Origin of the sequence: Mucilaginibacter sp. Mucisp86, assembly GCF_047324315.1 — a bacterium.
In the GTDB taxonomy this organism is placed as follows: Bacteria; Bacteroidota; Bacteroidia; order Sphingobacteriales; family Sphingobacteriaceae; genus Mucilaginibacter.
Window position 1 is genome coordinate 5,974,315 of sequence record NZ_CP168503.1, and the last position, 14,740, is coordinate 5,989,054.

The 14,740-nt window shown below is 42.4% G+C and carries 11 protein-coding genes; 5 read left to right on the plus strand and 6 right to left on the minus strand.

Annotation, left to right across the window (positions count from 1 at the left end):
• Positions 1-162 precede the first annotated feature (162 nt).
• Together ACEN9X_RS25025 and ACEN9X_RS25030 are read left to right on the plus strand one after the other, a co-directional pair.
• Positions 163-1,539, plus strand: coding sequence for an OmpA family protein (locus ACEN9X_RS25025; protein WP_413667725.1), 1,377 nt, complete (start codon positions 163-165; stop codon positions 1,537-1,539).
• A 380-nt stretch (positions 1,540-1,919) separates the two neighbouring features.
• The gene (locus ACEN9X_RS25030) at positions 1,920-2,684 is read left to right on the plus strand and encodes a hypothetical protein (protein ID WP_413667726.1); all 765 of its coding nucleotides are present in this window, start codon (positions 1,920-1,922) and stop codon (positions 2,682-2,684) included.
• Positions 2,685-2,748: 64 nt separating this feature from the next.
• On the opposite strand, the gene ACEN9X_RS25035 is transcribed toward ACEN9X_RS25030, so the two are convergent.
• From ACEN9X_RS25035 to ACEN9X_RS25055, 5 genes are all read right to left on the minus strand, one after another.
• Entirely contained in the window at positions 2,749-3,612 is an 864-nt protein-coding gene (locus ACEN9X_RS25035) for an alpha/beta hydrolase (RefSeq protein WP_413667727.1), read from the minus strand.
• A gap of 4 nt (positions 3,613-3,616) precedes the next feature.
• A complete protein-coding gene (locus ACEN9X_RS25040) occupies positions 3,617-5,233 on the minus strand; it encodes a carboxylesterase/lipase family protein (RefSeq protein ID WP_413667728.1) in 1,617 nt (538 codons plus the stop codon).
• 213 nt (positions 5,234-5,446) lie between these two features.
• On the minus strand, positions 5,447-6,268 hold the full coding sequence (locus tag ACEN9X_RS25045; RefSeq protein WP_413667729.1) for a hypothetical protein: 822 nt from the start codon (positions 6,266-6,268) through the stop codon (positions 5,447-5,449).
• 23 nt (positions 6,269-6,291) lie between these two features.
• Positions 6,292-7,335, minus strand: coding sequence for an EamA family transporter (locus ACEN9X_RS25050; RefSeq protein WP_413667730.1), 1,044 nt, complete (start codon positions 7,333-7,335; stop codon positions 6,292-6,294).
• 5 nt (positions 7,336-7,340) lie between these two features.
• Positions 7,341-7,850 carry a TQO small subunit DoxD gene (locus ACEN9X_RS25055; protein ID WP_413667731.1) on the minus strand — a complete coding sequence of 170 codons (510 nt, stop codon included), beginning with the start codon at positions 7,848-7,850 and terminating at the stop codon, positions 7,341-7,343.
• Between the two features lie 83 nt (positions 7,851-7,933).
• Between ACEN9X_RS25055 and ACEN9X_RS25060 the strand changes: the two genes are divergently transcribed.
• Positions 7,934-9,439, plus strand: a complete 1,506-nt coding sequence (locus ACEN9X_RS25060; protein ID WP_413667732.1) for a PLP-dependent aminotransferase family protein — start codon at positions 7,934-7,936, stop codon at positions 9,437-9,439.
• Positions 9,440-10,154: 715 nt separating this feature from the next.
• Here ACEN9X_RS25060 and ACEN9X_RS25065 read toward each other — a convergent pair.
• Positions 10,155-10,286 (minus strand): hypothetical protein, encoded by a 132-nt coding sequence (locus tag ACEN9X_RS25065; protein ID WP_413667733.1) that lies wholly within the window; start codon positions 10,284-10,286, stop codon positions 10,155-10,157.
• Positions 10,287-10,443: 157 nt separating this feature from the next.
• On the opposite strand from ACEN9X_RS25065, the gene ACEN9X_RS25070 reads away from it, so the two are divergent.
• Entirely contained in the window at positions 10,444-13,440 is a 2,997-nt protein-coding gene (locus ACEN9X_RS25070; RefSeq protein ID WP_413667734.1) for a glycosyl hydrolase family 28-related protein, read from the plus strand.
• Between the two features lie 21 nt (positions 13,441-13,461).
• Positions 13,462-14,721 (plus strand): DUF5009 domain-containing protein, encoded by a 1,260-nt coding sequence (locus tag ACEN9X_RS25075; protein ID WP_413667735.1) that lies wholly within the window; start codon positions 13,462-13,464, stop codon positions 14,719-14,721.
• Positions 14,722-14,740: the final 19 nt, after the last annotated feature.

Below are 14,740 nucleotides of genomic sequence, written 5' to 3' on the forward strand. Positions count from 1 at the left end.
AGTTAATCAACGGTTTATATTAAATTTCCGCTCTGTTTTTTCGATTTGTTTTTGACTTGTTTACGGTCGGGTGTTCATGTTGCCAAATGCCGGTGGCATCAATGTTGAATTACCCGGTGTACGTTTTTCTTGAATGTTAAACGTATAATTAAACTTATAAATATGAAAACAAATTTAAAAAAAGCCTCACTGCTTCTTACCGGAGTTATGATAGGCAGTAAATTATTCGCCCAATCGGCAGATACTTCAGCTACAGCAAGAGATTATGTAAAACCATTTTCGGGTGGCGACCAACTACGTACATGGTCAATAGGTGTACACGGCGGTTTATTAACCCCATTTACCATATTCGGCCGTAATAGCAGGCAGGACTTTACAAACCCAACCGAACAGTTCGGCTACGGTGGTTACATCAAAAAACAAATATTACCGTCATTAGGCCTACAGGCCGACTTCCTTCGTGGTAAATTAACTTCATCAAATAGCCAACCTAATGCCGCAGGCGTTTCTCCCTATGATTCTTACTCTACTAAATTTAACTGGTCGGCGGCATTAAGTGCTAACATTACCCTGGCCAACATCAACTGGCGACATGAAAAACCATTTATCCAGCCTTACTTAACCGCCGGCTTAGGTAATTTGAACTACACGCCAAGAATTACACCAGTTGGCGGGCAACAAGAAAACTTTAAGAAAACCGATAACGGACATATTAATGAGCTGTTTATACCGGTTGGTTTAGGCTTGAAGTTTGACCTTGCACCTGGTATAAATCTTGATTTGGGTTACCAGGTTAACTTTGTACAGTCAGATAACCTTGACGGTTACAACCATGGTTTAGGCGACGATAAGTTTTCTTATGCACACATTGGTTTAGAGTTTGCCCTTGGCAGCAAGAAAAAACACCAGATGGCAACTCATAACCCGGTATCATCAATGCGTACCGAGTATCAATGGGAAAACCAGCGTACCCGTGCCGAACTGCAACAGCAAATTGATGCGGAGAAAGCTAAAAATGCTCAGCTTGCAAGCGACCTTGCCACAACCAATGCCAACTTAGCTAAGTTAACTACCGATAGCGATGGCGACGGTGTTGTGGATGTGAACGATAAATGCCCTAACACGCCAGCTGGTCAAAAGGTTGATGGTTCTGGCTGTCCTTTAGCTAAACCGGTTGTTTATGTCACCGAAGAAGATAAAAAAGTAGTTAAAGACGCCATCAAAAACCTTGAGTTTGATTTGGGCAAAGCCACTATCCGCGCACATTCATACCCAAGCCTGGATAGGGTAGCACAGTTGCTGGTTGATAAAAACTTTAGCCTGAAACTTGCGGGCCATACTGATAACACAGGTTCGGCTGATTTGAACATGCGTTTATCAAAAGATCGTGCCGAATCGGTTAAATCATACCTGGCAAATAAAGGTGCAAACCCATCACGTATCGAGGCAACCGGTTATGGTCAAACCCAGCCAATTGCTACAAACAAAACTGCAGCAGGCCGTCAGGCTAACCGCAGGGTTGAGTTTACCTTATATTAATATTTATTGTTAATATGCCATAACTACAAAGGCCGCTCATGTGAGTGGCCTTTGTAGTTATATAATCGGCTAACCTGACTTTGTCATTAGGCTTCAAAGTGTAATATACGGATAACCGGTCTGTTTCCATTTGCCAACGGCATTAAACGGCAGCCTTATTTAATATCAGTGTAATTTAAAATAAGTTATTTAAAAGATTGATCAATATGCGCGTTTATTGCAACAAGTGGTAAACAGTATGGGGCTTTTAGTTAGAGGTTAAGGGTTGTAGTCTGTCAGTAATTAATGTCAATATTAAACTGACTTTTTAATGACGTTTTTAATTATAAATTAAAAACAGCCCCTGCCGTCGCTTGTTCATCCTTATATATCTATTAGCTATGAAAGCAATCTTAGTGATTCACAACCTTAAAAAAGAAAGTAATTATGCACTTACCTACGCCGGTAATTTAGGAGTAAAATTAAAAACTAAAGTAATTGTCATGAATATGGTGCCGGAGCAGTTCACCGTTCAATTATCTGATACTGCTGTTCAGGACACGTTTGAAAGTGACGACTTTGGGTTTAAAGATCAAAAAACCACTGAAAATATAGTTTTCCTTAGTTACCTGGACACGCTTGGAATGTCACTTCACGCCATTATAGCTAAGTATGATATCGGTTTAATAATAAAGGGCGTTAGCGGAACTGCTAAGGAAATCAATGAGCAACTTACACCAATTTTAAATCATTCATCCTGCCCTTTGCTTGCCGTACCTGAACACGCTACCTTTAATATCACCAATATCGGGTACCTTGCCGATCTTCGTTACGCCAAAAAGGACATTGTAAGCTTTTTAAATAAAATGAGCGAAGCGATGGGTGTACAGGCTTCTCTTTTTAATGTTACCGAATCGGGATTGCCCCACATGAGTGATAGCTATGCGGAAACTGTGTTCAGGCAATTGTTTTCAAACTCAAATCTGAACCTCGTGAACATCAGGGAGCGGGACATTATGAAAACTGTAGATGTGTTAGCCAATGTAATGCAGGTTGATTTTTTTGTGTTGAGTAACCGCAGTTCGCAATTAAACGGCCTTTGGGATTGGGAGAATATGGAAAATGAAGAACATGCCCATTTGCCCGCCTTGATATTTCCTTGTTAATCAACAAAAAAAGGGGAAAGATACGAGCGATATCTTTCCCTTCACGAATATTAAAATCGGCATTTTATAAAACGTAAGTACCGTTTGCTTTCAAAATTTTGCTGAAAAACAAAAGATGCCCGGGCAATGCGTTTTGCCAAAACTCCCAGGTATGCCCTCCCGGTTGTTCGCTGTAGTCATGCGGTGTATGGTTGTAAACAAGCCGGCGATGCAGTTCCCGGTTGGGTTCGAGCAAAAAATCATCCACACCTATATTGATAATCAATGGCAGGCCGTTTCTCCTGATCTGATCGGCCATGTTCACTACCGAATATTGAAGGTAAGTATCCGGCGTCATAGGGCCCCAAATTTTGTCAAGCATTTTGCTAAGCATCTCAAACCTGTCGGGAGGAAGTTTCCAGGTAGTCATGTTTGGGTCGAGTGCCCCGCTCATGCTTCCCGCTGCAGCAAAAAGGTCCGGATGCTTTGTTGAGAGGTACAATGAACCATAGCCACCCATGGATAAACCTGTTATAAGCCTGCCTTTTTTATCGTTAATAGTGCGGTATTTATTATCAATAAAAGGGATCACCTCCCTGGTAATATAAGTTTCAAACTTGCTGTTGGGATCAACGGGACTGTCAACATAGTAGCTAAAGATCTCGCCCTCGGGCATTACAATGATGATGTTGTATTGATCGGCCAGATCTTTCACCAATGATTTATCGGGCGTTTTCTGCAACCAGTCGTCAAAGTGGCCATACCCTCCGTGCAGCAGGTATAATACCGGGAAATTCGCTTTGCTTTTTGCATAAGTTTTAGGGAAAGCAATGGCCGCTTTGTAGCTTTTGTTCATGGCCATACTTGGGATCAGTACTGTATCAACTTTTGCTGCAAATACCCATATGCAGCAAAATAGCAGCGCAAATGTTAAAGCTATTCTTTTCATATCGTTAAGGCTTAGGGGCGGCCGCTACTATTTTTAATAATTCATCATCCGGATGGTTTTTTACTACGCACTGGTTATCCAATATCATGGTTGCTCCATTTTCTGCAGTATAAGCAGGCCATTTAGGCAACGACGGTGTATTGGGGTTACCGTTTTTAGCAAAGTTTATCCATGCGCTGCTTATTTTGTCGGCAAGGGCATAAGCGTCCTTGCCACCACCTGTCATTTCCTGGCATCGTGCTATGTTATTAAACTGGAAAGCGATATCCATACAGTGCATAGCCTTGTACATACCACCATTTACAGGCGACTGCCACGTAAACAGGTACATATAAACGGGTGCCGCGCCACTTACAGCTTTTTCGTCGGCTTGCTTAATGGCTAATGAACGGAAATTAAACTCAATATCAGTGTATTCTGAAGGTTTCGAGATAGTAGGATAGGCTTTTTTAGCAGCAGCGATGTAAGCATCGGTTTTATCGCCGTATTTTTTTTGTAAGCTGGCTTTTAACTCTTCCATGGTTTGGCTTTTTGGGCCGGGGATGAATGGAGCAAACTCGTTTTTGGTTGTACCTACAAGCAGCGGAACATTTTTGGACAGTTCTTTGGCAGCGGGATCAGATGGTTGATATGGCAAAAAATCACCATCTAAAGCAGGGCCCCAGCCATTTATACCCTTACCTTCTTTTCTTAGCTCGGCGGATACTTTACGCATGGCTTTTTTACCAGCCTCGTTCAGCACATCATATGGCAATTTTTGAAGGGAGTCAATCTGCGACGGCTGCAAGTGAAGTTCTTCCAGTAGTGCAGCAGCAACTTTTTGAGTAACCGGTTTTTCGTTAAATGCGGTTATGTAACTGCCGCTTTCAACAATGGCATTTTTAAACAGGCCTTTTACTGATGGCGCGTTCATTAAACTGGTAACCTTACCACCACCGCCAGACTGGCCGAAGATAGTTACATTATCAGGATCGCCGCCAAACTGGGCTATGTTTTGTTTAACCCATTCTAAAGCCAGTTTCAAATCAAGCAGGCCGGCATTTGCTGAACCTTTATATTTATCGCCATAGGCCGATAGATCCAAAAAGCCCAGGATATTTAACCGGTGGTTTACGGATACCAATACCACATCTCCTTTTTTAGCCAGGTTTTCACCATCATATGATGGAAGTTCAATTGATGAACCAGCAGTGAAACCACCGCCATGCAGCCAAACCATTACCGGGCGCTTTTTGCCGTCGTTTAGTTTCTGAGTCCATACATTGAGTGATTGGCAATGTTCATTTGAATACCCCAGGTCATGCTGAAAGGCAAATTCAAACTCGTCATTAATAGTTGTGGTAGGGTCGGTGGGGCAAACCGGGCCGTATGCTTTTGAGCTGCGTACATCCGTCCATGGGGTTGGTTTTTCGGGTGCCATGAAACGCTCGGCTTTAGCATAGGGGATACCTTTAAATGTAAAAATGCCATTGTGAAGATAGCCTTTTACTTTTCCGCTTTCGGTTGATGTTACGGCTACATCATTTCCGGCAACAACTGGTTCGTTGCCGCTTTGACAAAACGCCGTTACGGGTAAAAAGCAAACGAGTAAAAGCAGCATCAGGGTACTGTTTTTTTTCATAATTGTATTTGGTTAAATTGGTTTAAAGCAATATATCCCTGCACTTTTGAGGGATAAGGAAGAAGAAATATTGCAGATCAATAACCTCCTGTTTGACGACGTTATTGATTTACTATTGTGTAAATATAACACAATGGGTTTGCCAAATACAATTTATATCATACTTTTTACTTTCAGAAATTTTTGGCTAAATAAAGGGGCTTGTCCGGGTTTTCATAAGCCGTACCCATCCTTATATCGTTGCATAGAAGCTTTAAATATCTCCATTGCATTACCCTCAATGTCCTGGTTCTCAAATGCACCGTACACAGTGTCAAAATTAAGCCTGGACGCTTTCTGGTATGCTTTGGCAAATTCGTCTTTAGTGAGCAATATAATATTAGGATAGCTGTACATGATGGCCATATGCCGTTTGCTGCGGGCTATATTAAAGGTATCCCCACAAAGCAGAGTTCCGTTGGGCGTTATGCCTGTAATATGCAACACACAGCTGCCGGCAAAATGTCCGCCGATGTGCACTATACTTAGTCCATCCCAAAGCTGCAAGCTGTCACCACTCCATAATTTAACGTGCGGGATTATAAATGGCACCCATTCCGCGTCATTTTGATGAATGTAGATTGGGCAATTAAATTCAGTTGCCCAGTCATTCATATTGCTATAATAATGCGGGTGTGAAAACGCGATAGCTTTTAACCCACCTTTAGACCGGATAAAATCTATTGTAGGTTTATCTAAATAAGGGATGCAATCCCATAAAATATTACCTCCCGGCGAGATCAATAGCAATGCCCTTTGGGCTATAGCAAAATCAGGCTGTATTTTAAGAGCATATACATGCTCATTTAGTTGTGTTATTTTAATATTGCAATGCTCAAGTTCATTAGGTAGCGTCCATTGCTGGCCACTTTCCGGAATGTACTGGCGGTCATCGGTGCAGATCGGGCAAAACGAAGGTATCTCCGGCTCTGCTAAAAGTTGTGTGCCGCATGTACTGCATATGGTAGTTTTGCTCATTTTATTGGTAGTTGTCATAAGTATTGTTTTACAAGACGGATTTATATCCTGTAAGCTATTTTAGCCAAAGCTTTGATCTGTTTTAATTCAGAAACAGCGCTCAAATGATCGGGCTTATCGATGTTTTCATTTATGTTGATCACCGATGTTTTGAATTTAAGTTTTCCGTATTTTGAAAGATTAACAAGCAATACGCTAAATAAAATTACAATCAGACCTAAAACCTGAACCGCCGAAATACTTTCATGTGCAAAGCAAACACCAAGCAGCACAGCGATAACCGGGTTTACATATGAATGGGTACTCACCTGCGTTGCCGGCCTCACCTGCAATAACCAAACATAAGCGGTGAATGCTCCGATTGATCCGAATATGATCAGGTATACGATAGCCATCCACGATTGCATTGGGACGGCGGCAAGGTCAAATTCCTTAAATTCCTGGTGGATAAATGCTGCCGGTACAAAGGCCAACCCTGCAATGATCATTTGCCATGATGTATTTACCCTTGCCGGAGCAGTGCCTCCGCGTTTTTTAGAATACAATGAACCTGCCGACCATGCTATGGGGCCAGCCAACAGCAACAATGAGCCGGTAAATTGGGCATGGTCTATAGTACTGGTGATTGATTTCAGGAAAGCTTCGCCAAACAGTAGTAAAATCCCTGCAAAGCCTATAATAAGGCCCAATATGGTTGATTTGTTTTTCAGGTTTATGCGCCAGTTAGCTCTATCCAATATAATAAACCAAATCGGATTTACAGAAACCATAATGGCAACCATTGCGCTGGGAATATTACGTTCAACCCAAATCACTATGCCTGTTGCTACAAACAAGGTTAATAGTCCGCAGATGCCGGAAGTAATGATATCACGCTTAGCAAATACTTTATCACCTTTAATATAGCACCAGCCGAGCAATAACATGCCGGCGGTAAAAAAACGTAGGGCACCCATCAACATAGGAGGAAAGCCCCGCACAGCCATTTGTATAAAGAAATAGGTTGAGCCCCATACCACATATACAATAGCAAAAGCTACTATAACTAAGAGCGGTGATGTTTTGGTAGTTGTTGTAGTTGTCATGATGCTTATTTATTTAAGACGTCTGTATCTTTTAGTTGGGTTTGTGCCTGGTAGTTTGCCAGCTTTTTGTTTACGGCGCGTGAAGCAAACCAGCTATCTAAACTCCAGGGATATTGAGTTGCTCCTGCCAGCAGAAAACTTGCGGCGCTTAGCGTTAAAACTGAATATCCCAATGGTGATTCGATGCCAAAAGAAATTGCCATCGCGATAGCAAAACATAAACTCAATATGCCGCTGCCTATAGCCGCCATGCGGGTGAATAGGCCCAGGATCAGTAATAATCCAAATCCACCCTCGCCAATTGTAGCGATTGTTCCCAGCGGATTTACCATACCTTCGGGCAGAAAGCTCATTACCTGTTTGGCGTAAGCAATAAAATGTTTCCAGTCGCCCCAGCCAACATGGGGGTACCCGTTTGGCCCAAATAAACCAAGACGATCGGCTACTTCCCAAAGGTAGCTTGCCCCAATAGCTAACCTCAGGTATATGGATGATAATTTTTGATTGATATGCATAGCTTTTATTTTTTTGATGATCAAAAATACCATGGATTTGGACTATACTTGTAGTCCAGAATGTAGATTAAAGATAGTCCAGTATGATGCTCATCGAAAGTTTATTAAGCGTAGATAAAAGCAGCCAGGTGCCTGTTTACCTGCAAATTAGCAACGGTATTATCAGCTATATCAGGCAGGGAACTTTAAAGCCGGGATCTGCGCTTCCTGCCAGCCGGGCGTTGTCGGCGTCATTAAACGTTCATCGCAAAACGGTAGTAGCTGCTTACGACGAGCTTTACGCGCAAAGCTGGGTTGATGTAATACCGCGTAAAGGCATTTATGTAGCTAAAAACCTGCCCGATGTTGCGCCGCGGCCTATCGAAAAAGCAGTTCTGAAACATAGCCTGGCAAATAAAACATCCTTTAAAGTTGATGACGACAGGATCAACCCGCAACGAATGTTTGCAGCAATGCCCGATGGTAATCTCACTTTTACAGAAGGTTTTCCTGATACCCGTATCGCACCTGTCGATTTAATGGTGAGGGAATACAGGCGCATGGCCAACTACCATTTTACACATAAATACCTGATGTACGGGCCGGAACAAGGTTCGGAAAACTTAAGGAATGAACTCGCCCGCTTTTTAGGTGAAACCCGTGGATTGCACGTAACACCCAACGATATCTTGATAACTAAGGGTGTTCAGATGGCGCTTTATCTTTGTGCCCAGGTACTGATCAATAAAAATGATATCGTAATTGTAGGCGATCCCGGTTACAGTGGCGCCAACGAAGTGTTTGAACAGGCGGGTGCGCAACTGGCTTTTGTACCGGTGGATGAGCATGGCATTGATATTAATGCTGTTGAGGCTATTTGTAAAGTGAAAAAAGTGCGGATGCTGTACGTGGTGCCGCATCATCATCAGCCTACTACGGTAACCCTGAGTTCAGAAAGGCGAATGCATTTGCTTGAACTGGCAGCTAAATACCAGTTTGCTATTATTGAAGACGATTACGATTTTGATTTTCACTATACCAGCGGGCCAATTTTACCATTGGCCAGTGCCGATTATTATGGTAACGTAATATACGTGGGCTCATTTTGTAAAACTATTGCGCCGGGCATCCGCATTGGCTTTATGGTTGCGCCTCCTAATTTTTTAATGCAGGCAACCCGTTTACGCCGGCTGATTGACCGGCAGGGAGAGCATCTGCTTGAAGAAGCTATGGCAAGCCTGTTAAAGAATGGTGATATTGGCCGCCACCTGAAAAAGGCTAACAAGCTGTATCACGAACGGCGCGACATTCTTTGTAACTTGTTGGAGGAGCAATTAGGCGGGTATCTTACATTTAAAATACCGAGCGGCGGTTTTGCCATCTGGGTTGAATATCTTCATGATCTGGACACTGCTCTTGTTTCGGCAAAAGCCAATGAACTGGGATTATCCATAGGGGCGGGGCATGACTATTATTACGATAAAACATTCAAACATAGCTTTGTGCGCATAGGTTTTGCCGCTTTAAATGAAAGGGAGATGCTGGAGGCGGTAGGTATCTGGAAAAAGGCCATCCTTAAATGCCTTCCTATTGATCAGAGTTTGGCATAGGGGGTAAAAGCTTTAATTTGAATAGTTTTAGGGATGTTCATGTCATGCTTTGTCAGTGTGTGTCATGTTTTTAAGCTGATGGTTTTCTGCCAAAATTTGTATTTGTCATGCTGGTGACAAATTGTCGGTTATTTTTTTTCAAATTGCTAAGCCATAAATTATTCGAAATTAAGGATGGTGTTTTTTTACAAAAAAATGTTTGGGGGCTGATTTTTTACATCGTAAAGCGGTCTGTGAAAATAGCCTGCGAAATAAATTTCTCTAAAAATAAATTCCTGTCGGTTTAGCTGTTTTTAGAAAAATAATCTAATGAAAAACAGTTAATCAGATTTTTATATCCCAATTAGGCCCTCTTTTTCTAATCCTTAAGGTGAAATTTGAATTAAAATTTAGAAAACCTCTGTTTTTGGACGCGATTTTTAAGAAAAGTCAATTTTAAAAAATGACGTTTTGGGTCTAAACTGTTGATTTTTAGGGGCGATTTTTTAATGGCATATTTTTAGCCTAACCCCTGCCAGGAATGATACAATTGTTCTTGCATCCCTGCCACAGCATGCCTGTAGGAACGGTTGTAATTCCTTAAAACATTGTTAGTTCAGTAATTAAAACATTAAAAAAATTAAAGTTATGTTAACCGTATTAGAAGTTGCCCTTTTCTTAGCTGTTATTATCGTTCCGTTAACTCCTGCAAGAAAAACTGCAAAATAATTGGACATTAAAACCAGTTAATGAATGGGCGGCCTTTGGCTGCCCATTTTTGTTTTATATACTTCGTTTCCATTCCCCCGTTCTTCGTTAACCCGCCCGGTGGTTCTTTATGCTGGGCAGTTCCGTTTAGATATTTCATCTGTTAGCCCCTAAATTTTCTGTTTAACTGTAATGTTACCTATGGTAGTGGTGATGTAGTGCCGTAATAATAGCATCAGATTACACTATCCGATAGATTTGCGCATTGACAATCCGTTGGATCGGCATCATTCCATATAAACCATATTATAGCTCAAGTGAAAAAGGGAACCCTGTTAATCACCGTATTTATTTTTATTCAAACCTTTTGTTTTGGCAGCAAGAAAACTGTAAAAGACGACAATGGCGGCAAATCCATTTATCAGGCCCGCCTGCAGGATTCGGACGCTGTTTATTTTACCCCCGAAAACTTTAAGATTAGGGCCGATGGCAGAACCGATGTGTCCGACGAATTGCAAGCCGCCATTACCAAAGTAAAAACTGAGCATAATTTCGGTGTGCTTTTTATCCCCGAAGGGAAATATCTGATCTCCAAAACCATATATATACCTACCGCTGTAAGGTTAATCGGGTATGGCAAAAACAGGCCTCAAATTATCCTGGCTAAAAACTCGCCCGGTTTTCAAACCGCTGATGAAAACGATAAAGGTCACGCTAAGTATATGTTTTGGTTTGTAAGCAATCTTTCGAAACCCGATGATGAGATTCATGATGCCGGAGCATCAACTTTTTATAGCTCGATATCAAATATCAACCTTAAAATAGAAGATGGCAATCCTTACGCTGTAGCCATGCGCACTCATTTTGCCCAGCACAGTTTTATAGCTCATGTCGATGTAAATATTGGCAAAGGCCTGGCAGGCATGTTTGATGTGGGTAACGAGATGGAAGATGTTCGCTTTTTCGGAGGCCAGTATGGAATTTATACTACCAAGCCGTCGCCGGGCTGGCAGTTCATGATGGTGGATACTTATTTTGAAGGTCAGCGTGAAGCGGCTATGCGTACGCAGGAGGCTGGGCTTACCATAGTACGCATGAATGTTAAGCATGTGCCAACCGTGATCAGTATCAACCCCAATTATCATGAAAAGTTATTTATGGAGGATTGCCGTTTTGATGGCGTAAGTGGCCCTGCTATCATCATCAGCAACGAGGATAACGCTTTTAACCAGATCAACCTGCGTAATGTAATTTGCCGCAATGTACCTGTATTGGCCAGCTATCGTCGCAGCGGTAAAACAACGCCAGGGGCGGCAAATATCTATCGTGTAAAAAACTTTACTTACGGTTTGCAGATGGATGGGCTTGATGCCGATCCGCAATATAAAACCATTAATGAGCAGGAGCCTTTGAGCGCTTTGCCCGAAGCCGTTAAAAAAGACATTCCCGATTTTCCGGCAATTGAAAACTGGGCCAACCTCAAAGCGCTTGGCGCTAAAGGTGATGGTGTCACTGATGATACCGAGGTTATACAGGCAGCTATCGACAAATATGAAACCATATATGTGCCCCAGGGATGGTACCGCGTTAGCCAAACTATTAAACTAAAGCCCGATACCAAATTGATTGGTTTGAATCCCATTGCCACGCAGTTTTTAATTGCTGATAATACACCTGCTTTCGGCGGTTTTGGTGGCCCGGTAGCACTGCTGGAATCATCAAAAGGAGGAAACAATATATTAAGTGGTATTGGTATTTGTACCAGTGCCGATAACCCACGTGCGGTAGCCTGTAAATGGATGGCAGGTGTCGGGTCATACATGAACGATGTGAAATTTGTGGGTGGCCATGGGGGCATGCAACGTGTTGGTACGCCCAAAAGCCCAGCAGGAAGTGGTGCTTATAATCGTGCGCAAAATGGAATGGATTCATCCTGGGATACACAGTACTGGAGCCTTTGGGTAACAGATGGTGGCGGCGGTACTTTTAAGGATATCTGGAGCGCCAATACTTATGCTACTGCCGGCACTTATATCTCTAACACACAAACTCCCGGTCGTATTTATGCCATGTCGATAGAGCATCATGTACGTAACGAGGTGCGGTTTAACAATGTAGCCAATTGGAAAGTTTATGCAATGCAGTTAGAAGAGGAAAGCCGAGAAAGTACCGAATGTCAGCCAATGGAACTGGAAAATTCGAGTAATATAGTGTTTGCCAACTTGTATATGTTCAGGGTGATCAGGGTGAATAAACCGGCACCGTATTCAATCCGAAAATGGGGTGGCAAAAACATCGAGTTATTGAATGTGCATAATTACAGCCAGATAAAATATACCACTACCTTGCCGTTATATGATATCAATACAGCTACAGAAGTAAGGCCATGGGAATTTGCGAGACTTTATATTGATGACAAAGCCAACGCCGCCGAACAGCAGACCGGCACCATCAATAAGCTGGCTACTGGTTTTGAATTTGCATCGGCAGTATGTGCTGATAGCAAAGGCAATATTTATTTCAGTGAGCAGCGCATGAAACGGATCTATAAATGGTCGGCTAAAGATAGGCAAATCAGTTTACTGGCCGACTATCCATGGGAACCGCTATCCTTAGCTTGTGATAAAAATGATAACCTGCTGGTAGTTTTTAAATATGTGCCAAAGCCCGGCTATCTTGTAAATGGTAAGCCGGAAAAATTTGATAATCCGGCCGACGCTGTGGGTACATCTTTTAGCGGATGGGGCAATTCGGGCTTTGCAAGCTGGGCTTATAGTATTGACCCCCATAATCCTGATGAAACTATACAAAAACTGAAAACCATCCCAATGGGGCAAATAAACCCGGTTTACAAAGCGTTATACCCGGCACACCGCTGGCGCGATTATCATGATTTCAATACGGTAACAGTGAACAAGCCTGCCGAATGTTTTGTGGCGCCCGATGGAGTGACCATTATCCCTGTGGTGTATGATTTGGCAAGGTCAACAGCTTTGGCAGCCGCGTATCCCGGAAAGCCATTATACAGCAGCGATGAGTATGATAAACGTACCGTGAGCACAACTGTAAGTAAGGACGGTTATCTTTCTGATTTAAAATATTTTGCTGAAAGAGGCGAGTTTGGCTCGGCAACAGATGATAAAGGAAATGTTTATGTAGCCGATGGACAGATTTATGTTTATGATAGTGCAGGTAAACAAATCAATATGATAAAAGTGCCTGAACGGCCAACGGGATTAGCATTTGGTGGTGCTGGTAATAATACTTTATATATTACGAGCCATAACTCATTGTTTTCCGTAAAAGTTAAATAAAATACCCTAAATAAAAGCTACATGCAACAATTACCCAAGCGCCTGTTATCCATCGATGTATTGCGTGCCATCACCATGCTGCTAATGATATTCGTTAACGATGCCGCGGGTGTTAAGCATATTCCCGAATGGATAGATCATGCCAAAGCCTTTGAGGATAGGATGGGTTTTGCCGACACGATTTTTCCGGCGTTTTTGTTCATCGTGGGTTTATCATTACCCTTTGCAATCAATAACAGGATCAAAAAGGGCGATAGTACAAAGGAGGTGTTATTTTATATCCTGATACGCAGCGCAGCGTTGGTCATTATGGGTTTCTACCATGTAAATCTTGAAGAGTACAACTCGTCAGCGGCATTAATCCCGAAGGCCGCCTGGGCCCTGGTTATTACTACTGCGTTTTTCCTTATCTGGCTGGATTATCCCGAAACCATGGCAAAGGCCAAAAAATATTCACTGCAAATACTTGGGATTATTATGCTGATAGCCATGGCGGTAATTTACAAAGGGGGCGAAGATGGTGAAGTAAGGTGGATGGAGCCTTCATGGTGGGGCATTTTAGGCTTAATAGGCTGGGCCTATCTGGTTTGTGCATTGATATATGTTGCTGTAAAAGGCAAGCTGCACAGGCTTATTATAGCATGGACAATACTTGCTGCTATTGGCATCATAGCTCATAGCGTGTGTGAGATAAAGGTAATGCACGACGATACGTTGGTAACTTTAGCAGGTAGCAACATTACTGGTAGTTCGCTGGGTGACGCTATTGTCTTTTTAAAGCCATTTTGGATAATCAATGATGCTTCAAATATGACATTAATTATGGGGGGCATTGTTGTATCAGGGATCTATGCCAGGCTTGTTGAGCAGGGTAAAACCCAACGTATCTGGGCCACTCTGGCTATTATTGGCGTGTTGTTCCTGGTAGCAGGTTTTGCTTTACGACCTTATACCGAAGGCATTTCCAAGATTCGCTCGACACCGTCATGGGTACTCATTTGTTCGGGCATCACTACGCTTGCGTTTTTGATATTGATATATGTGGTTGATGTTAAGGGTAAAATAAGCGCTTTTAACTGGATCAAACCTGCGGGCACCAGTACGCTCACCTGTTACCTGATCCCGTATTTTCAAGTTTTTATACTGGAACTGTTTCATATCAATTATCCAGATGTGATAAATAACGGATTTCCGGGATTGCTGCGTTCATTCCTGACGGCTGTGATCATTATTTTATTTGTTGGAATACTTGAAAAGAAAAGGCTGCGCCTGAAGATTTAAATATTATAAATACCTAAAT

Excerpts from the sequence above, each read along its gene's own strand:
- ACEN9X_RS25025 (WP_413667725.1), top strand. The coding sequence starts at position 163 with ATGAAAACAAATTTAAAAAAAGCCTCACTGCTTCTTACCGGAGTTATG.
- ACEN9X_RS25030 (WP_413667726.1), top strand. The coding sequence starts at position 1,920 with ATGAAAGCAATCTTAGTGATTCACAACCTTAAAAAAGAAAGTAATTAT.
- ACEN9X_RS25035 (WP_413667727.1), bottom strand. The coding sequence starts at position 3,612 with ATGAAAAGAATAGCTTTAACATTTGCGCTGCTATTTTGCTGCATATGG.
- ACEN9X_RS25040 (WP_413667728.1), bottom strand. The coding sequence starts at position 5,233 with ATGAAAAAAAACAGTACCCTGATGCTGCTTTTACTCGTTTGCTTTTTA.
- ACEN9X_RS25045 (WP_413667729.1), bottom strand. The coding sequence starts at position 6,268 with ATGACAACTACCAATAAAATGAGCAAAACTACCATATGCAGTACATGC.
- ACEN9X_RS25050 (WP_413667730.1), bottom strand. The coding sequence starts at position 7,335 with ATGACAACTACAACAACTACCAAAACATCACCGCTCTTAGTTATAGTA.
- ACEN9X_RS25055 (WP_413667731.1), bottom strand. The coding sequence starts at position 7,850 with ATGCATATCAATCAAAAATTATCATCCATATACCTGAGGTTAGCTATT.
- ACEN9X_RS25060 (WP_413667732.1), top strand. The coding sequence starts at position 7,934 with ATGATGCTCATCGAAAGTTTATTAAGCGTAGATAAAAGCAGCCAGGTG.
- ACEN9X_RS25065 (WP_413667733.1), bottom strand. The coding sequence starts at position 10,286 with ATGAAATATCTAAACGGAACTGCCCAGCATAAAGAACCACCGGGCGGG.
- ACEN9X_RS25075 (WP_413667735.1), top strand. The coding sequence starts at position 13,462 with ATGCAACAATTACCCAAGCGCCTGTTATCCATCGATGTATTGCGTGCC.